22 protein-coding genes and 2 tRNA genes are annotated in these 18,678 nt (G+C 63.0%); 22 read left to right on the top strand and 2 right to left on the bottom strand.

What is annotated here, in order from left to right:
* Positions 1-143 precede the first annotated feature (143 nt).
* Positions 144-593, top strand: coding sequence for a DUF7960 family protein (locus WDJ60_RS05650; RefSeq protein ID WP_340099123.1), 450 nt, complete (start codon positions 144-146; stop codon positions 591-593).
* 1 nt (position 594) lies between these two features.
* Here WDJ60_RS05650 and WDJ60_RS05655 read toward each other — a convergent pair whose 3' ends face one another.
* A complete protein-coding gene (locus tag WDJ60_RS05655) occupies positions 595-1,905 on the bottom strand; it encodes an outer membrane protein assembly factor BamB family protein (protein WP_340099124.1) in 1,311 nt (436 codons plus the stop codon).
* Between the two features lie 41 nt (positions 1,906-1,946).
* Entirely contained in the window at positions 1,947-3,011 is a 1,065-nt protein-coding gene (locus WDJ60_RS05660) for an Mrp/NBP35 family ATP-binding protein (RefSeq protein WP_340099125.1), read from the bottom strand.
* Positions 3,012-3,288: 277 nt separating this feature from the next.
* On the opposite strand from WDJ60_RS05660, the gene WDJ60_RS05665 reads away from it, so the two are divergent.
* The 21 genes from WDJ60_RS05665 to WDJ60_RS05765 all read left to right on the top strand — a co-directional run bounded on the left by WDJ60_RS05665 (position 3,289) and on the right by WDJ60_RS05765 (position 18,676).
* Positions 3,289-3,373, top strand: a tRNA-Ser gene (locus tag WDJ60_RS05665).
* Positions 3,374-3,392: 19 nt separating this feature from the next.
* A complete protein-coding gene (locus WDJ60_RS05670; RefSeq protein WP_340099126.1) occupies positions 3,393-3,914 on the top strand; it encodes a 30S ribosomal protein S13 in 522 nt (173 codons plus the stop codon).
* Complete coding sequence (locus tag WDJ60_RS05675; RefSeq protein WP_340099127.1) at positions 3,914-4,438, top strand: 30S ribosomal protein S4; 525 nt, start codon at positions 3,914-3,916, stop codon at positions 4,436-4,438. The genes WDJ60_RS05670 and WDJ60_RS05675 overlap by 1 nt, the downstream gene beginning before the upstream one ends.
* A gap of 1 nt (position 4,439) precedes the next feature.
* Entirely contained in the window at positions 4,440-4,820 is a 381-nt protein-coding gene (locus tag WDJ60_RS05680) for a 30S ribosomal protein S11 (RefSeq protein WP_340099128.1), read from the top strand.
* A 2-nt stretch (positions 4,821-4,822) separates the two neighbouring features.
* Complete coding sequence (locus tag WDJ60_RS05685) at positions 4,823-5,614, top strand: DNA-directed RNA polymerase subunit D (protein WP_340099129.1); 792 nt, start codon at positions 4,823-4,825, stop codon at positions 5,612-5,614.
* 102 nt (positions 5,615-5,716) lie between these two features.
* Positions 5,717-5,801, top strand: a tRNA-Leu gene (locus WDJ60_RS05690).
* A 21-nt stretch (positions 5,802-5,822) separates the two neighbouring features.
* Positions 5,823-6,173 (top strand): 50S ribosomal protein L18e, encoded by a 351-nt coding sequence (locus WDJ60_RS05695; RefSeq protein WP_340099130.1) that lies wholly within the window; start codon positions 5,823-5,825, stop codon positions 6,171-6,173.
* Positions 6,170-6,607 carry a 50S ribosomal protein L13 gene (locus WDJ60_RS05700; RefSeq protein WP_340099131.1) on the top strand — a complete coding sequence of 146 codons (438 nt, stop codon included), beginning with the start codon at positions 6,170-6,172 and terminating at the stop codon, positions 6,605-6,607. Before WDJ60_RS05695 ends, WDJ60_RS05700 begins: the two co-directional genes overlap by 4 nt.
* Positions 6,601-6,999 carry a 30S ribosomal protein S9 gene (locus WDJ60_RS05705; protein ID WP_340099132.1) on the top strand — a complete coding sequence of 133 codons (399 nt, stop codon included), beginning with the start codon at positions 6,601-6,603 and terminating at the stop codon, positions 6,997-6,999. The genes WDJ60_RS05700 and WDJ60_RS05705 overlap by 7 nt, the downstream gene beginning before the upstream one ends.
* A 7-nt stretch (positions 7,000-7,006) precedes the next feature.
* A complete protein-coding gene (locus tag WDJ60_RS05710; RefSeq protein WP_159901306.1) occupies positions 7,007-7,207 on the top strand; it encodes a DNA-directed RNA polymerase subunit N in 201 nt (66 codons plus the stop codon).
* A complete protein-coding gene (locus tag WDJ60_RS05715) occupies positions 7,207-7,386 on the top strand; it encodes a DNA-directed RNA polymerase subunit K (RefSeq protein WP_340099133.1) in 180 nt (59 codons plus the stop codon). The genes WDJ60_RS05710 and WDJ60_RS05715 overlap by 1 nt, the downstream gene beginning before the upstream one ends.
* The gene (gene eno, locus WDJ60_RS05720) at positions 7,383-8,585 is read left to right on the top strand and encodes a phosphopyruvate hydratase (RefSeq protein WP_340099134.1); all 1,203 of its coding nucleotides are present in this window, start codon (positions 7,383-7,385) and stop codon (positions 8,583-8,585) included. The genes WDJ60_RS05715 and eno overlap by 4 nt, the downstream gene beginning before the upstream one ends.
* Positions 8,582-9,367 carry a 30S ribosomal protein S2 gene (gene rpsB, locus WDJ60_RS05725; protein ID WP_340099135.1) on the top strand — a complete coding sequence of 262 codons (786 nt, stop codon included), beginning with the start codon at positions 8,582-8,584 and terminating at the stop codon, positions 9,365-9,367. Before eno ends, rpsB begins: the two co-directional genes overlap by 4 nt.
* Before the next feature lie 59 nt (positions 9,368-9,426).
* Positions 9,427-9,810, top strand: coding sequence for a DUF5518 domain-containing protein (locus WDJ60_RS05730; RefSeq protein WP_340099136.1), 384 nt, complete (start codon positions 9,427-9,429; stop codon positions 9,808-9,810).
* 384 nt (positions 9,811-10,194) lie between these two features.
* Positions 10,195-10,398: a hypothetical protein gene (locus WDJ60_RS05735; RefSeq protein WP_340099137.1), complete on the top strand. Its 204-nt coding sequence runs from the start codon at positions 10,195-10,197 to the stop codon at positions 10,396-10,398.
* A 1-nt stretch (position 10,399) separates the two neighbouring features.
* Positions 10,400-11,869 (top strand): sodium:solute symporter family protein, encoded by a 1,470-nt coding sequence (locus tag WDJ60_RS05740; RefSeq protein WP_340099139.1) that lies wholly within the window; start codon positions 10,400-10,402, stop codon positions 11,867-11,869.
* Positions 11,870-12,073: 204 nt separating this feature from the next.
* The gene (locus tag WDJ60_RS05745; protein ID WP_340099140.1) at positions 12,074-14,266 is read left to right on the top strand and encodes a PAS domain-containing sensor histidine kinase; all 2,193 of its coding nucleotides are present in this window, start codon (positions 12,074-12,076) and stop codon (positions 14,264-14,266) included.
* 27 nt (positions 14,267-14,293) lie between these two features.
* Complete coding sequence (gene mvk, locus WDJ60_RS05750) at positions 14,294-15,277, top strand: mevalonate kinase (protein WP_340099141.1); 984 nt, start codon at positions 14,294-14,296, stop codon at positions 15,275-15,277.
* Positions 15,274-16,020: an isopentenyl phosphate kinase gene (locus WDJ60_RS05755; RefSeq protein ID WP_340099142.1), complete on the top strand. Its 747-nt coding sequence runs from the start codon at positions 15,274-15,276 to the stop codon at positions 16,018-16,020. The genes mvk and WDJ60_RS05755 overlap by 4 nt, the downstream gene beginning before the upstream one ends.
* A gap of 61 nt (positions 16,021-16,081) precedes the next feature.
* Positions 16,082-17,035, top strand: coding sequence for a prolipoprotein diacylglyceryl transferase (locus WDJ60_RS05760; protein WP_340099143.1), 954 nt, complete (start codon positions 16,082-16,084; stop codon positions 17,033-17,035).
* A 294-nt stretch (positions 17,036-17,329) separates the two neighbouring features.
* Positions 17,330-18,676: a ribonuclease J gene (locus tag WDJ60_RS05765; protein ID WP_340099144.1), complete on the top strand. Its 1,347-nt coding sequence runs from the start codon at positions 17,330-17,332 to the stop codon at positions 18,674-18,676.
* Positions 18,677-18,678 lie beyond the last annotated feature (2 nt).

The raw sequence follows: 18,678 nt of genomic DNA on the forward strand, positions 1-18,678 counted from the left end.
GTCGGTCATGAGGGTGTGACTGTTTCTGGAATATACCAACAGGCCGAAAACGATTTCGTTTTCACGCAGTGGGATACTGGCACACCCTCTCGGCTGTCTACGGCAGCGGAATCGATAAACGGGACCAACCCTGAGCCCCGCGTATGTACACGGGCAAGCGGGAACGACCGTGCTGTCTCTGTGGCAACCCCGACACTGCGCACCGGCTCGACGTGCCACCACGCGCCATCGAGGCGATGAAACACAGCGGGCGCGTGGCCTGGCGCGACATCCTCGGCGAGGTGTCGGTGTACTTCTGTGCGAACGACTGGGAGACGGTCTGTGACCTGGTGTTGGAGACGGGGATGAACCCCATCTCCCGGTGCAACGCCGCGCGGGCGGACTTCGACTTGCGTGACGATTTCGAGGCACTGACAAACACCGTCCGGAGTCGTCAGGACCACGGCGCTCGCGAAGCGGAGATGCTCGCCGACGCGAGAGCGACAATCGAGGCGTTCGAGCGCGGCGACGACATCGAAACACAGCACCTCGTCGAGGCTCGGGTCGTGCAGTGGACGATGGCGGACCTGGATGCAGAAGCGGCGTCGTCCTGACTCAGCCAGTGTTGCCGAGCGCGATCAGCCTGTGGCCGGATTCCCGGTCGACGCCCAGGTAGAGTTTGCCGCCACCGATTGCCATCTCTGACGTTATCTCGCCACCGGGTCGCATTTGCCAGACGTCAGCACCGCTGCTTGCAGTGCAGTAGAGCCACTCCCGGCCGGTCCCGTAGATGTGGTCGCTGCTGGCGACCGGCGCGTGTGGCATCTCGGTGCTGAATCCTTCGGTCCAGCGCAGCGTGTCGTCGTCCAGGTCGAACGCCATCATGCCGTTCCGGTCACCGTTCGGGTTGGTGTCGGTACACCAGACGACGAAGTCGTCGGTGATGAGTGGCGCAGACGCCGTCTGCACGTCTCGGACCTTGTTGTTCAGAACGCTTCGACGACTCTCGTCGTTCCGACCCCGGATGCCTGCTTCGTCTCCGCCGTAGGCCAGCACTTCCCGACCGACTGCTAGCCCCGGCCTCGATTCGAGGTCCAGCGACCCCTCTCTGTCACCGCGTCGCTGGTTGAGGACGACAGTACCCGGGCCGCGGCCCGTGACGTAGAGGCGAACGCCGTCCGACGAGATTTTCGTCGGCCGTACTCCTCCCGTCCCGACGCTGAGATTCGACTGCCCCCACTGTCGCTGGCCACTCGATGAGACTGCGAGTATCTGACTGGTGCCGGAGCCGTCGGTGAGACCTGCGAAGACCTGGTTTCGCGCGTACAGTGCCGGTGTCAAGGCATCGGTCCCGTCACCTGAGTAGTGCCAGTGTTCGTCGCCGGTCACCGGGTCGAACGCGGTTATCCCGGCGTGGGGGACGAACAGTTTGCCATCGCCGAGTGCCGGTGTACCAATCGTCCCCTCCAGAAACGTCGACCATCGGAGGCTCCCATCCGCCGTCGAGAGCGCGTAGAGGAGTTGCTCGCTCGTCGCGACGAAAATCGTCGACTCACTGGCGATAGGCTCGGTGACCGGTTCGCCGTCGATAGGGATGTTCCACTGTTCGGTTGGCTCTTCGGCGGGTCCCACGGCGCTGCGGTTGTGGCCGGTCCCCGCCGCATCGTAGCGCGCCATCGGCCACACGAGTTCTCCCAGTGACAGGGCCGGCGAATCTTCGTCAGTCTGTGCCCCATCGTTTGACTGCTCCTGGTCGTCCGGCGTTTCGCCGCCGTCGCTGGACGATTCGGTCTGTGTCGCCGTTAGCGTCGAGTTGTCGTCCGCCTCGCCCAGGAGTTCTTCCCCGCTGCTACAGCCAGCAACGAGAACGGTCCCGGAGGCGAACCCCGCCCTGAGAAACGCTCGCCGCGTCCGTCTGCGCGTCATGTCACCTCTCTTTTGAGACCGCGTTGAAAACAGTACTGGCTCTAGTTTCGCTGACCAGAGACCCGCTGTCGGTGCACCAGTCCCTGCATGTTCGCCGTCTCACGGGCGAACTCCCTGAGCGCGTCGCTGGTCTCGCCGTCGTCGAGAATTATCGGTGCGCCCGCGTCGCCGCCCTCCCGAATCGACGGGTCCAGCGGAATCTCACCGAGGAACGGCATCTGTACCTCGTCCGCGAGTTTGTGTCCGCCACCCTCGCCGAAGATGGCGTGTTCGCTCCCGCAGTCCGGACAGTGGAACGAGGACATATTCTCGACGATACCCAGCACTGGAGTGTCGTGACGACCGAACATCTTGAGTCCCTTCCGGGCGTCGTCGAGTGCCACTTCCTGGGGCGTCGTGACGATGACCGCACCGGAGACAGGGACACTCTGGAGGAGCGTCAGCTGCGTGTCGCCCGTTCCCGGCGGGAGGTCGACGACCATGTAGTCGAGGTGGCCCCACTGCACGTCCTCCCAGAGCTGCGTGAGGACGTTGTGGACCATCGGACCCCGCCAGATGACGGGGTCGTCCTCGCCGGCCAGGAAGTCCATGCTCATCAGCTTCATTCCGAACTGCTCTGGCGGGATTATCTCTTCGTCCTCGGTCGCCTGTGGCGGTTCGTCGGCGTCGACCATTCGCGGGACGTTCGGACCGTATATGTCTGCATCGAATAGGCCGACGCGTGCGCCCATGTCCGCGAGCCCGGCCGCGAGGTTGACTGCGATAGTCGACTTGCCGACGCCGCCCTTGCCCGAGGCGACGGCGATGATGTTCTCGACGTTTGGCAAGACCGAGTCTTCGGGGTCGAGACCTCTGTCGATGGTCGCCGAGAGGTCGATTTCCCAGTCGATATCGGCGAGTTCCTCACGCACGTCGCCCGCCATCGTCGTCTCTGTCGGCGAGTAGGGGGCGCCGAGCGAGAGGTCGATATGGACTGTCTCGGACTCTTCGTCGATATCGATACTGTTGACGAGGCCGAGCGAAACGATGTCGTCGCCGAGGTCGGGGTCCTCGACGCTCCCGAGTTGCTCCCGGATTGCCTCCACGGTCGGAGGAGTCGATGTCATAGCTCTCCGTAGGCTTCGGACGGGCGAAAAGGGTTGCGTACTCCGGCGTCCCAGATGCATCGATGGCTTGCAGTCCAGACCCTGGAATCGTGTGAGTCGTGGACACGCGCGAGACTTTCCGTTGCGTTTTTATATGCCGGGTGGGGATGTAGGGGTACAGTCGTGTAGGGAACCTGGAACCGTGTGGTGGTTCACCTGTTCCCGAGTCCGCGTCGGCGGGCGAGAGTACCCGAACGCTCGGCCTCGATCGGCCGAGCACACGCAAAAAGGCACGCGTGTCGTGGTAGCCAAGCCTGGCCCAAGGCGCAGGGTTGCTAACTCTGTGGCGTACAGCCTCCGGGGTTCGAATCCCCGCCACGACGTGCAACACATCCACTACATATGAGTGCAGAAGAACCCGAAAACGCGGACGAGGAAGACGAGGACATTCGTTACTTCGTCCGCATCGGCCAGACCGACCTCGACGGCACGAAGTCCGTCGAGCGGTCGCTTACGGAAATGAAAGGTATCGGTCGCCGCACGGCGCGTATCATCGCCGACAAGGCAGAGGTCGACCGTCGGGCCACCTTTGGTGCGCTCGACGAGGACGACATCGACGACATCGTTTCACTCGTCGAAGGTTACGCCGACGAAGTACCCGAGTGGCTCTCGAACCACCGGAACGACTTCTTCGCCGGCGAGACAACCCACGAGGTCGGCAACGACCTCGAGCTGACGCGCCGTCAGGACATCAACCGCATGAAGATGATAAACTCCTACAAGGGCGTCCGCCACAAGCGCGGACAGAAGGTTCGCGGACAGCGAACTAAGTCCACGGGCCGGACCGAGGGCACCATCGGTGTCAACGTCGAGGCCATCAAGGAAGAACAGGCCGAAGAGGCCGCTGCGGAGGATGACGAATAATGGCGCTCGGTAGCAACACCAAGTTCTACGAGACGCCGAATCACCCCTACCAGGGCGAGCGTATCGCCGAAGAGTCCGGTCTCCTCGGCAAGTACGGCCTGAAGAACAAGGAAGAACTCTGGCGAGCGCAGTCCGAACTGCGTAACTACCGCCGCGAGGCCCGTGACCTGCTGGGACAGACCCAGGGCGACACGGAGGCTGCGACGGTCGAAGCCGACGAGTTCCTGACCCGACTCCAGCGAATCGGCATCCTCGGCGAACAGGACGCACTCGACGAAGTCCTGTCCCTCGATATCACCGACGTACTGGAGCGTCGCCTGCAGACGATTGTCTACCGGAAAGGGCTGGCAAACACCACCCAGCAGGCTCGACAGTTCATCAGCCACGGTCACATCACCGTCGACGGCAGTCGCGTCAAGACGCCCTCGATGAAAGTCGACGTGGCCGCTGAGGACACGGTCAGTTTCGACAGCGCGTCGCCGCTGACGGACGAACTCCACCCGGAACGAGCGGAGGAACAATAACATGGCAGACGAGAAATGGGGCATCGCCCACGTGCACGCATCGTTCAACAACACCATCATCACCATCACGGACCAGACCGGCGCAGAAACCATCGCCAAATCGAGCGGTGGGACGGTCGTCAAGCAGAACCGTGACGAAGCGTCGCCGTACGCGGCGATGCAGATGGCCGAAGAAGTCGCAGAGACCGTCCAGGCCCGCGGCATCGACGGCGTTCACGTCCGTGTCCGCGGCCCCGGTGGCAACCAGCAGACCAACCCCGGTCCGGGTGCGCAGGCGACCATTCGCGCACTCGCCCGTGCGGGGCTGGAGATCGGTCGTATCGAGGACGTGACGCCCATCCCGCACGACGGAACCCGCGCCCCGAAGAACGCAGGCTTCTAACAATGACAGAGGATTACGAGGTCGAGTTCGTCGAACGAACCGAGCGCGAGGCGAAGTTCCTCGTGCGCCCGATTACGCCCGCGTTCGCCAACGGCATCCGTCGGGCGATGATCGCGGACATCCCGACGTTCAGCGTCGACACCGTCCGCTTCGTCGAGAATTCGAGCGTGATGTTCGACGAACAGCTCGGACTCCGACTCGGACTGGTCCCGCTGACCACGCCGGTCGGCGAGTTCGAAATCGGTGACGAAGTCACGCTCTCGCTGGACGTGATGGGCCCGGAGACCGCCTACTCGGGCGATATCGTCTCCAGTGACCCCATGGTCCAGCCGGCCGACGACAACATCCCGATCATCGACCTCAAGGAGGACCAGCGGCTCGAACTGGAAGCTGACGCCGTGCTCGACACCGGTCGCGCACACGCCAAACACCAGGGCGGCGTCGCTGTCGGCTACCGTCACCTCCAGACCGTCGAAGTGGTCGGTGACAAAGGCGAGTTCGAGGACGACGACCCACAGATCCTCCGCGGTGTCATCGAAGAACAGGAAGCAGCACACGCAGAACCAGTAGATGGCGAGCAACCCGCGGACGGAGACCTCGTCGCGACCGACAGCTTCGACAACGACCTGTCGAAGCGGTACCCCGGGAAGGAGCTGGAAGTCCACGACGTCGAGGGCGCGTTCGTCTTCGACGTGGAGACCGACGGCTCCTTCAGCGTCGACGAGCTGGTCGACGCGGCAGTCGGATCGCTGGAGACGCGTGCGAACGAACTGAAAGACGCAGTCCAACTCTAATGACAGGGAGCCTCCTCACATCGACGGCCGCCCGACCGGAGAGCGGTCGGGCCGGCGATATCGAAACCAGTATGAGGGGGCACCCGGTACCAGAGTATGCGTGCAGGGATAGCCAAGTCTGGCCAACGGCGCAGCGTTCAGGGCGCTGTCCCGTAGGGGTCCGCAGGTTCAAATCCTGCTCCCTGCACTTTCTCACAGGAGGTAGGTTATGAGTAAGACGAATCCGAGACTGAGTAGTCTCATCGCTGACCTGAAGTCGACCGCCCGCAGCGCGGGCGGCAACGTCTGGGGCGATGTCGCCGAGCGCCTCGAAAAGCCTCGGCGCACACACGCCGAAGTCAACCTGGGCCGCATCGAGCGGTACGCCCAGGAAGACGAGACGGTCGTCGTCCCCGGAAAAGTCCTCGGTAGCGGTGTTCTCCAGAAGGAGGTCACCGTCGCCGCAGTCGACTTTTCGGGCACGGCCGAACAGAAGATCGACCAGGTTGGCGAGACCATGAAACTCGAACAGGCACTCGAAAACAATCCCGACGGCGCGAACGTACGGGTGATTCGATGAGTATCGCAGAATTCGACGCCGACCTCGTCGTCGACGCTCGCGACTGCATCATGGGCCGCGTGGCCTCGAACGTTGCAGAGCGGGCACTCGACGGCGAGACGGTCGCCGTCATCAACGCAGAGCAGGCGGTCATCACGGGCCGCGAAGACGCAATCCTCGAGAAGTTCAAGGACCGTCGTCGCCACGGCTCGGATCGCGGGCCGATGTACCCGAAGCGCCCCGACCGTATCTTCAAGCGCTCCATTCGTGGCATGATTCCGTACAAGACCACGAACGGACGGGAAGCCTTCGAGAACATCCGCGTCTACGTCGGTAATCCGAACGATCAGGACGGGGAAGTCCTCGACGGCACCTCGCTGGATAGGCTCTCGAACATCAAGTTCGTCTCCCTCGGAGACGTCAGCGAAACACTCGGAGCGAACGTCACATGGTAACGAACACGTCAGGAAAGAAGAAGACGGCCATCGCACGAGCGACCATCAGCGACGGGGACGGCAAGGTCCGCGTCAACGCACAGCCGGTCGAACTCGTCGAGCCGGAGATGGCACAGCTGAAGATGCTGGAGCCGTTCCGCATCGCGTCCGAGGAGCTCCGTGACGACGTCGACATCGACGTCAACATCGAGGGCGGCGGCGTGATGGGACAGGCAGACGCGGCCCGAACCGCTATCGCCCGCGCACTCGTCCAGCACACCAACGACGCCGAACTCCGCGACGCCTACATGGAGTTCGACCGGTCGCTCCTGGTCAACGACGTGCGCCAGAGCGAATCCAAGAAGTGGGGCGGCCCGGGCGCACGGGCTCGCTACCAGAAGTCCTACCGGTGATACAACTATGATGGTCCCAGTCCGGTGTTTCACCTGCGGCAACGTCGTCGGCGAACACTGGGAGGAGTTCAAGGCACGCACGCGCGAGGCCGAGGAGCCAGAGGACCCGGAGAAAGTCCTCGACGAACTCGGCGTCGAGCGACATTGCTGCCGTCGAATGCTCGTCTCGCACAAGGACCTGGTCGACATCGTCGCACCGTATCAATAATGGCACGAACAGACAACCGCTACGAGAAGGCACGCATCATCGGGGCGCGAGCGCTGCAGGTGGCCTACGGTGCGCCCGTTCTCGTCGAGACGGAGCAGACGCAGCCGATTCTCATCGCGGCCGAAGAGTTCGACGCCGACGTGCTGCCGTTCACTGTGCGGCGAGGTGACAGCGAGTGACGAAGATCACGGACGTCAGACTGCGACGGGTCCTCGATTCCCGCGGGAACGCGACCGTCGAGGCCGACGTGACCACCGAGAGCGGCGGCTTCGGCCGCGGCAAAGCACCCTCGGGAGCGAGTACCGGCGAGTACGAGGCACTCGAACTGCCGGCCAACGAGGCTATCGCCGCTGCCCGCGAGGAGGCCGTGCCGCGACTCGTCGAGGACGTCTACGCCGGCGACCAGCGCGGTGTCGACGCGACGCTGCACGCTGCCGACGGTACCGACGACTTCTCCGAAATCGGCGCGAACGCCGCTGTCGCCATCTCGATGGCCGCAGCGAAAGCCGGCGCAGACGTGGCCGGACTCCCGCTCTTCCAGCACCTCGGCGGGACCTTTCGTGGGAACACGTTCCCGATTCCGTTGGGCAACGTCATCGGCGGCGGTGAACACGCCGCAGACGCAACTCATATTCAGGAATTTCTGGCCGCACCCGTCGGCGCGCCCTCCGTCCAGGAGGCTGTCTTCGCCAACGCGGCCGTCCACGAGGCTGCCGGCGAGATTCTCGACGAGCGCGGTGTCCCGAGCGCCAAAGGAGACGAAGGCGCGTGGGCACCAGCGATCGACGACAGCGAGGCCTTCGAGATTATGGCCGAGGCCGTCGAGCGCGTCGAAGACGACGTGGGCTTCGAAATCCGGTTCGGACTGGATATGGCCGGGGCGGAACTGTACGACAGCGACGAAGAGGTCTACCGCTACGGTGAGCAGACCCGCGACACCGACGAGCAAATCGAGTACGTCGCCGCCCTGGTCGAGGAGTACCACCTTGTCTACGTCGAGGACCCCCTCGACGAGAACGACTACGAGGGCTTCGCCGAGTTGACCGACCGCGTCGGTGACCGAACGCTCGTCTGCGGTGACGACCTGTTCGTCACGAACGTCGAGCGACTGGAGACTGGCATCGAGGCGGACGCGGCAAACTCCATTCTCGTCAAGCCCAACCAGATCGGGACGCTCTCGGACGCCGTCGACGCGGTCGAACTGGCAGTCGAGAACGGCTACGACCCGGTCATCTCTCACCGCAGCGGTGAGACGGAGGACACGACCATCGCACATCTGGCCGTCGCGACGGACGCCCCGTACATCAAGACGGGGACGGTCGGTGGCGAACGCACAGCGAAGTTGAACGAACTCATCAGAATCGAGCAAAACGCATGAGCGGAAACGAGAACGAAGGTCTCGACGCGTCCGAGTCGGACGTCGACCCCGAACCCACCGACGACGGTGCGGTCGAGGAGACGGCCGAGGCGGGCGCGGAGACCGAAGACACAGACGAAGCGCCCGCCGAGGCCGTCGAGGCCGAGGCCGAACAAGAAGACGCCGGACCGAACCTGGACGAGGACGTCATGCCGGACGACGAGGCGGACCTCCTCATCCCGGTCGAGGACTACCTCGCGGCCGGTGCCCACATTGGGACCCAGCAAAAGACCAAGGACATGGAGCGGTTCATCCACCGCGTCCGGACCGACGGGCTCTACGTGCTGGACGTCTCGATGACCGACAAGCGGATTCGGACAGCCGCGGACTTCCTGGCCAACTACGAGCCGGAGCAGATTCTCGTGGCCTCCTCGCGCCAGTACGGCCGGTTCCCGGCCGAGAAGTTCGCCGATGCCGTCGGTGCACGCGCACGAACCGGGCGGTTCATTCCGGGTACGCTGACGAATCCGGAGTACGACGGGTACATCGAACCGGACGTCATCGTCGTGACCGACCCCATCGGTGACTCCCAGGCCGTCAAGGAGGCCATCACCGTCGGGATTCCGGTCATCGCGATGTGTGACTCCAACAACACCACTGGCAACGTCGACCTCGTCGTTCCCACGAACAACAAGGGTCGAAAGGCGCTGTCGGTCGTCTACTGGCTGCTGGCCAACGAGACGCTCGACCGCCGCGGTGCGGAGCCAGCCTACTCGCTCGACGACTTCGAGAGCGAGATTTAACTTCGAGAGTCGTTTTCGTCGCCACAACTCCTATTTGTCCGGCCAGTGACGACTCCACAATGGCAGAAGGCGACACGCTGCTCAACGTTCTGATCGGTGCGGCCATCAACGTCTTCGGTGGCCCGATAATCCCATTTGCGACCGTCATCGGCGGTGCCGTCGCCGGCTATCTCCAGGGCGGCAGTCGGGAAGAGGGACTGAAAGTCGGCGCGCTGGCCGGACTCGTCTCGCTGGTCCCGCTGCTCGTCGTCGGTGCGCTCTTCGGGAACGTCTTTCTTGGGCTCTTTGTGGGTGGGTTCGGCGTCCCTCGCGCGTTCAGTGGATTTGGGTTCGTCATCTTGCTCGGTATCGTTGTTTCTGCTGTCGTCTACACCGTCGTATTCAGCGCTGCCGGTGGCTGGCTTGGCAACTACGTGAAATACGACACCGACATCGATATTTGAGACGTGCAACTCTCAACGAACTCGTTCGGAACACTGGCCGGCACTACTCCCAGACGTTGTCCAGTTCTCGGTGAAACGGTCTCTTTATTACACTACACGTTGCCACACGTGACACCATAATGAATGGTTCAAATAGTTGGGTCCGGCAGTATCAGTAACCACCGAGAATACCGTGCGATTGGATGAAGGTACCGCCCTCGTCGCTTCACGCGGATCAGTCACAGAAGAGGCAGAGTCGATGAATTGCCTCCAGAAAGTCGGCAAGAGGCAGTCATTCCTTATGACCGGGTGTTACCGAAGAGAAATTATAATAGAAACCCATTTACCAGCCACAACATGGAGAATCCCACTCCAAGATCATCCGATTGGGCAACCAGCCCGCCTATGGCGAAGTTCGTCTTTGGCACGCTCCTCCTACTGTTAGTCGTGGTTGCAGTCGGACATTTGTATGTTCTTGAGGGACTCACGGCCCTCTACCTCGGGCTTCCGCTCTGGGTATGGCTGGAACTTGGCGTCGTCTTTGCGATGCTAGGGATCGCATGGTTCGCCGTCCAGTTGGTCGCTGCCGCGAGCGAGGAGGACGGCTGACGTGGTACTGACGACCGCTCAGCTGGTATTTGGCCTGTATCTCTTCTTCGTCCTCCTGATCGGAGTGTACGCGTCCCGATTTACGAAATACACACCCGCAGATTTCTACATCGCCGACAGAACGGTTGGGACGGTAGTTCTCGGGTTGAGCCTCGTCGCGACAGTCCTGTCCGCGTTCACAGTCTTCGGGATTGGTGCCACGACAACTGGAACCGGCCTCGGTGCGTTCTCCTTTCTGGCCCTTGCGGCTGTCTTCTATACGCTGATCTTCGGAACAGTCGGTGTCTCGCTATTCGAGATTGGCAAGGAGATGGACGTCGTGACGCCCTCCGAGTACGTCCGCAAGCGGTACGACAGCCCTGTTCTCAGCGTTCTATACCTCGCCATCACCGGGATCTTCATGGTCTCGATGATCGCCGGACAGCTGATCGGGGGCGGCGTTGCACTCGACGCGCTGGTGGGGATTCCGTACGTCCAGGCGATACTGGTAATGGCGGTCTTCATGATCGTCTACATCCACATCGCGGGCTATCGCGGCGTCGTATGGTCGGATACGGTCCAGTCGACCGTACTCTTCGCCGTCCTCGGGGGAGTCACACTCTATGTGATGTTCGTCCTGGACAGCACCGCTATCGCACGGCAGGCGATCGAGACGACCCCCGGGCTGATGGAACTGGTCGGGCCGGTTGGCGCGTGGACGCCACTGGCAGTGATCACGGCAGCGCTGGCGTTCACGTTCGGCGTCCCCGCCTATCCGCACACTATTCAGCGGTTCTTCTCCGCGAGAGACAGCGATGTTATGCGTCGGTCCGGGTTCCTTTTTGCCGTCGTCGCGATTCCGGTCTACTTTTTTGGCGCCGTACTCGGGGTGTGGTCGGTCGGCGTCATTCCGTCGCCGGAGAATCCGGACTACGTAATCCCGCTGCTCGTCGAGACGCTGATGCACCCGGTGGTGTTCGGCGTGGCGATGGCCGGAGCGACCGCAGCGATCATGTCCACCGCCGACTCCGTTGCGCTGACAATGAGTTCGATGGTCAGCCGGGACCTCTACCACGAGTTCGTCGCCCCAGAGGCGAGCGATCGCCGAGAGGTCAGGGTCACGCAAACGCTGTTGATCGGGATCATCCTCCTCGGGCTCGTCCTGGCGTGGATGCGTCCGGCAGGTATCTTCGATATCGTGGCGTTCGCGGTCGTCGGGTTTGCGACGACATCCGCGCCGGTGTTCCTCGGCGTATTCTGGAGGGGTGGGACGGCAGCTGGCGGCATCGCATCGCTGATCCTCGGTCCAGGGATTACGATTCTGTTTTTCCTTGAATATATCCCGCCAGAGTACACGTTCGGCACGCACTACGGATTCGTCGGGGTCATTATTGCGTACGGTATCTTCGTGGCAGTGAGTCTCGCCACTCAGATTCCTGCTGAGGACACGATCGAGGCACACTCGCGTTCTTTCTGGGATCGAGTGGAGTAGGTCTTGCACAGACCGTCTTCTTGAAAGAAACGCAGTGAGATGGCTGCCGGTAACGGATAAGCAATCAGCCCCTGTGCAGAGTTTCGCTGTGGTGTCCGTTGACCGAGACCAGTAGAATTTAATGGTGGCGTGAGGATAGCTGACAAACGACAGGCCAGTGGGTGGAGTGGCAAGACGCAGAGAACGCAACCAGCAGGTTCAGGGATGGACTCAGATAACTCAGACCGGGGGACACAGATGGGTGTACAGCGACAGGTCCTGTACGTCGACGACCCGACACAGACCGACGCAGTGGCAGCGGTCGTCGACGCGGACCACGACGACATGCGGGTGGTCAGCGAACACAGTCGTGACGGGGCTCGCCAGCGGGTAACACAGGAGCCCTTCGACTGTGTGGTCGTCGAGTTAAAATTCGCGACAGCAGTGAGCGACGTCTGTGCGGAGACGCCGCTCGTGTTGTTCACCGAAACGGACCCGACAGCAATCAGCGACGATTTGCTGGCAAAGGCGGATACGCTGGTCCAGAAGGGCAGCGAGTGTCACGTCGACTTTCTCGTGAACAAGATTCGCGGTATCGTCCAGTGCGACGACGGGGCCGATGACGACGACACCGAACGGGTCACAGACGAAGTTCCGGACGCCCGGACGGAGTTTTTCCTCCTCGATGCAGATGGCACAGTCGAGTGGAGCAGTACCACAGTGTCGACGTTCTTTCCGGATAGTGTCGCTGCCCAAAGAGAGGAGGAACGTCTTCACGACCGACTCTCTCGGACGGCAACGGGCGAATACAGCTACACAGAGGAGATGGCTGACGCAGTTGCAGCGGGGCGAAGCGCCGAGCGTGTCGGCGTCGAACTGCCTCGCGAGGCACCACCGGGCGAAGTACCCTCGGTGACCTACACGTGCTGGAGTTACCCACTTGACGACTCTGCTCGGCGGCTTGAGGCGTATCGGGAAGAGACAGCGACGATACAGCAATCCGAGCGGCTGGCACGACTGGAGGAACTGGTCGAGCTCGCCAGGGACGGACTCTACATGATCGACGCTGACGCCCGATTCGCGTTCGTCACCGAGCGGTACGCCAGCATGCTCGGGTACGAACGCGAAGAACTCGTTGGCCGACACGCTGCAGCGGTCATGAGCGAAGGCGCACTGAGCCGGGGTCAGAAGGCAGTCGAGTCACTCCTGAACGATCCCGAGTGCGAGAGCACGATGCTCGACCAGGTTCACGAGACGAAAGGTGGCGACGAGATACAGCTCTCGATTCACTTCACGCTCATCACCGACGAAGACGGGTCCTACCAGGGACTCATGGGCGTCGCACGCGACGTGACCGAACGTCGGGCACGCGAGCAGGAGCTCGCACAGTACCAGTCCGTCTTCGAGACGGTGTCCGACCGGGTGTACGTCCTCGACGGTGACGGAAGGATTCGCCTGGCCAACGAGACGTTCGCCGCTCTCCTCGGCTCGACTCCCGAGCGTATCGAGGGACAGGACGCCGGAGCGGTGTTCGGTCCCGACGCGTACGCAAAGATTCAGTCAGTCGCTGACAACCTCCGGTCGAGTCCGAACGAACACGGCGAAGCAGAAATTACGCTCGAAGATAACGCCGGTAGACAGATACCGTGTGAAACATCCGTTTCGCTGTTACCCGACGACCAACACGAGGGAGGCTGTGTCGGCGTCGTCCGGGATATCTCCGAGCGCGTCCAGCGCGAACAGCAGGTTGCGGTACTGGACCGCGTGTTGCGCCACAACCTCCGTAACGACCTGACCGTGGTGCTCAGTCAGGCAGAACTGCTGGTCGACAGGCTGGACGACACCGAGAGCACGGAGATGGTCGAAACCATCCAGCAGCGGTGTGATCGGCTCATATCGTTCGCGGAGAAGGCGCGCCGCGCCCAACGCGTGCTCGACCACGCACTCACCGAGAGCACGGGTACAGTCGAAGTCGCCTCTATCGTCGACCGCGTGACCGGCCGCGTGCAGAGAGCCAACCCCGATGCGTCGGTGTCAGCCACTGTCTCACCTGGCGTTACCGCGGGAGTCTCTCAGACGGTAACTATCGCACTGACCGACCTCGTCAAAAACGCCGTCGAACACAACGACGCCGCCAAGCCGTGGGCGGAGGTCCGTGTCGCACAGACCTCGGCGGTGGTCGATATCACAGTCGCGGACGATGGCCCCGGCATCCCGGCCAACGAACTCGACGTGCTGATAAACGGGACGGAGACGCCGCTGCGGCACGGGAGCGGTATCGGGTTCTGGCTCGTGCACTGGATCGTGACCCAGATCGGCGGGAGCCTCTCTGTCGACGATCGGAGTCCGATCGGGAGCATCGTCAGGATGACGCTGCCGCTCGATGCGGAGACCGAGCACGGCAGAACCGACATCTAAAACACGGCGGGGACCGGTAGCTCAGCCATGGTAACGTCGAGTGCCCCCGGGAAAGTCTATCTGTTCGGGGAACACGCAGTCGTCTACGGTGAGCCGGCAGTGCCGTGTGCCATCGAACGGCGAGCGCGAGTGACCGTCGAGGCTCAGGACAACGGCATCCGGGTCCATGCCGGTGACCTCACGCTGGATGGATTCACCGTCGAGTACGACGGGACGAGCGGCCGGCCCGACGTGGACGTGTCGGACGACCTGGTCGACGCGGGAATGGGATACATCAACGAGGCGGTCGCACAGGCACAGGACGCCGCAGGCGTCGAGGACGTCGGCTTCGATATCAGTATCGAAAGCGAGATTCCACTGGGCGCGGGACTCGGCTCGTCGGCGGCCGTCGCCGTCGCGACTATCGACGCTGCAGCGCGGGAACTCGGTGTCGAACTGACACCGGTCGAGATTGCAGACCGGGCCTATCACGTCGAACACACCGTGCAGGACGGGGAGGCGTCCCGGGCGGACACGTTCTGTTCGGCGATGGGCGGTGCGGTCCGGGTCGAGGGCGACGACTGTCGGACTATCGACGCGCCGGACCTCCCCTTCGTCATCGGGTACGACGGCGGCGCGGGCGATACGGGCGCGCTCGTGGCGGGCGTGCGCCGACTCCGCGAGGACTACGGCTTCGCCGCCGACACCGTCAGCGCAATCGGTGACATCGTTCGCCGCGGTGAGGAGGCACTCGTTGACGACGACATCGAGGAACTCGGTCGGCTCATGAACTTCAATCACGGGCTGTTGGAGGCACTCGGCGTCTCCTCACGCTCCCTGGATGCGATGGTGTGGGCGGCCCGAGACGCGGGTGCACTCGGTGCGAAACTCACTGGTGCCGGGGGCGGTGGCTGTATCGTCGCCCTCGACGAGACGCCAGAAACGACAACGGCACTGGAGTACACGCCCGGCTGTGAACAAGCCTTCCGGGCCGAACTGGATAGCCAGGGCGTTCGCGTCGAAGAGCAATGACGACGATACTCAAACTCGGTGGCAGCGTCGTCACGGAGAAAGACCAGCAAGAGACTGTCGACGAAGCAATGCTCTCTACGGTCCTCGACATCTTCGCCGACCACTACGACCCAGGACAGTTCGTTGTGGTCCACGGTGGCGGGAGTTTCGGCCATCACCACGCGGCCAGACACGGCTACTCGAAGACAGACGGGACCCGTGACGCTACGGCCGTTACTGACGTCCACGGCGCGATGACGACCCTGAACGAGGCCGTCGTCGACGCCCTGCAAGCGCGTGGTGTGCCGGCGGTCCCGGTCAGTCCGCTGTCGCTGGCACACCGCGACGCCGGGGGCGAACTCTCGTTCCCAGCAGATACGATTACGACGACACTCGATGAAGGATTTCTCCCCGTCGTGCAGGCAGACCCAATCGTCCACGCGGACAGGGGTGCAACCATACTCAGCGGGGATGACATCGTGGTGTCGCTCGCCACGTCACTCGGTGCGAGCCGGGTGGGGCTGTGTTCGACGGTCCCCGGCGTGCTGGACAACGACGGTGCAGTCATCCCGGAAATCGAGTCCTACGGCGACGTTTCCCACGTCCTCGGCGAGAGCGAATCGACGGACGTGACCGGCGGAATGGCCGGGAAAGTGCGGACGCTGCTCGACCTGGAGGCACCAGCGGCGATTTTCGACCCCGACGACCTTGGGGGCTTTCTCGACGGAGAGTCGGTCGGTACTATCGTCCGTGGCGACCGGTGACCGACGGCCGCGGGCGGGCCACCCCGTAATATATTTGTGTCTTGTTGGCGATACAACCGCTATGACAGCAGTCCGTTCCGTCGATAGTTTCAAATACGGCGCACGGCTCTTCGCGTATCTCCTCGCGGTGTTGCTCGTCGGAGGCGGATTGCTCGGACTCGGCGGGGCAATCGGGTACAGCGACGCGCGGGCACTCCTGGACAGTGGAGGCTACAGCAGTACCGAACTGGCCGGCGGGGCAGTGCTCGCGGTCCTCGGTGCATTCGTTCTCCTGGCGGGGCTGTTCGGACTCGTCCACAAACTGATTGCCGACAGCGTGGCCGCCGGCCAACCTGTCAGACAGTCGATCGCCGACTCGTCGGCGGAGTCGGAAGACGAGACCGAGCAGCGCTCCGATTCGACGACCGACGACGGTACTGCAGAGCAAACCGGCCCGTCACCGGGTGAACAGGCGGCCAGAGAACACGGGACCACGCAGACTGTTCCGGCCGGCGACGCTGCGGAGCCGCCCGAACCACCGGCACCGACGCCGCCCGCGGAGGCAAGCGGACAGTCCGAGCAGCCGTCGACTGCAACGACGGCCGGGAGCGAGCCGTCGGCATCGCAGTCGACAACGTCGGCCCCGGAGCCAGTGGCGGAGTCTGACACCGACGAACCTGCGACGGATCGGGAGTCAGAGGGGGAATCAGACGACTGGGCAGCAGAACTGGAGTACCCGGCCCGGGAGACCCAATCGGAGCCGCCGACCACGGAGTCTGCCGAGGCGGATACGGGACCAGAGCCAGAGCCTGACCCGTCCACCAGAACAGTCGACACCGGCGAGACGCGCGACGAGCGCCCCGAGCAGCCGCGACCGGAGCCCTCACCCGAAGAGATAGCGTTCGGGACGAGTTCGGAATCCGACGACGAGCCAACCGACGAGTCCGAGGCAGACACCGAGAGTGAAACGTCGTCGGTCGAACCGGCGGGCAACCCGTCGGCAGGTGATCCGCTGGCGGACCCGGACGATAAGTAGTGCGTCCTCGCCTGGCGGCGCGAGCCAACCACCATAGTTTTTACCACGTCGTCTGTTAGAGTCAGGTAACCGAGCGTACGGCCGTCCGAGGCTCGCGGTGTGACGGCCGGCGGACGCGCCCTGTCGGGCCCCTCTCGTGAGGGCTGCCCGAGGGAAATGGCGCGTGCGAGGACGCGACCGGTGACGGACCGACAGTCGACCGGCCATCGTGGCGGCGATAACGGTGCGTCCCGGTAGTCTCGTAACCCCTGCCGGCCGGCCCGGTGTCTTGGGTGGCTTCCTCGGCGTGATACCATGGAAGTCGAAATTGCAACAATTGGCGGATACGAAGAGGTCGGCCGACAGATGACGGCCGTCCGTGCCGGAGACGACGTCGTCGTCTTCGACATGGGGCTGAACCTCTCGAAGGTACTGATTCACGACAACGTCGAAACCGAGCGGATGCACTCGCTGGATCTCATCGACATGGGTGCGATTCCGGACGACCGCGTCATGTCCGACCTCGAAGGCGACGTGAAGGCCATCGTGCCGACCCACGGTCACCTCGACCACATCGGTGCCATCTCGAAGCTGGCCCACCGCTACGACGCGCCCGTCGTCGCGACGCCCTTTACCATCGAACTGGTCAAACAGCAGATTCAGAGCGAGGAGAAGTTCGGCGTTCAGAACGACCTCATCAAGATGGATCCGGGCGAGACGATGTCCATCGGCGACCACAACGAACTCGAGTTCGTCAACGTCACCCACTCCATCATCGACGCGATCAACCCGGTCCTGCACACCCCCGAGGGAGCAGTCGTCTACGGACTGGACAAGCGGATGGACCACAACCCGGTCATCGGCGACCCGATCGACATGGAGCGGTTCCGCGAAATCGGCCGCGAGGGCGAGGGTGTCCTCTGTTACATCGAAGACTGTACGAACGCACAGAAGAAGGGACGGACACCGAGCGAATCGGTCGCCCGCGAACACCTCAGAGACGTCATCTACAGCCTGGAGGACTACGACGGCGGTATCGTCGCGACGACGTTCTCCTCACACATCGCCCGTGTGAGCAGCCTCGTCGAGTTTGCGAAGGATATCGGCCGCCAGCCGGTGTTGCTGGGCCGCTCGATGGAGAAGTACTCGGGCACCGCAGAGCGACTCGATTTCGTCGACTTCCCGGAGGACCTCGGGATGTACGGCCACCGGAAGTCCGTCGACCGCACGTTCAAGCGAATCATGAACGAGGGCAAGGAGAACTTCCTGCCCGTCGTGACCGGCCACCAGGGTGAACCGCGCGCGATGCTCACGCGGATGGGGCGCGGCGAGACGCCGTACGAACTGGACGCCGGTGACAAGGTCATCTTCTCGGCGCGAGTGATTCCGGAGCCGACCAACGAGGGACAGCGCTACCAGAGCGAGCGGCTGCTCGGCATGCAGGGAGCCCGCATCTACGACGACATCCACGTCTCCGGCCACCTCAACCGCGAGGGTCACTACGAGATGCTCGACGCACTCCAGCCCGAGCACGTCATCCCGGCCCACCAGGATATGGAAGGCTTTGCACCCTACGTCGACCTCGCGGAGGGGATGGGGTACAAGGTCGGCCGCGACCTGCACATCACACGAAACGGCAACATGATTTCACTGGTCGAGTGAGC

The sequence above is a fragment of the Salinibaculum salinum genome (assembly GCF_037645885.1).
GTDB lineage: Archaea > Halobacteriota > Halobacteria > Halobacteriales > Haloarculaceae > Salinibaculum > Salinibaculum salinum.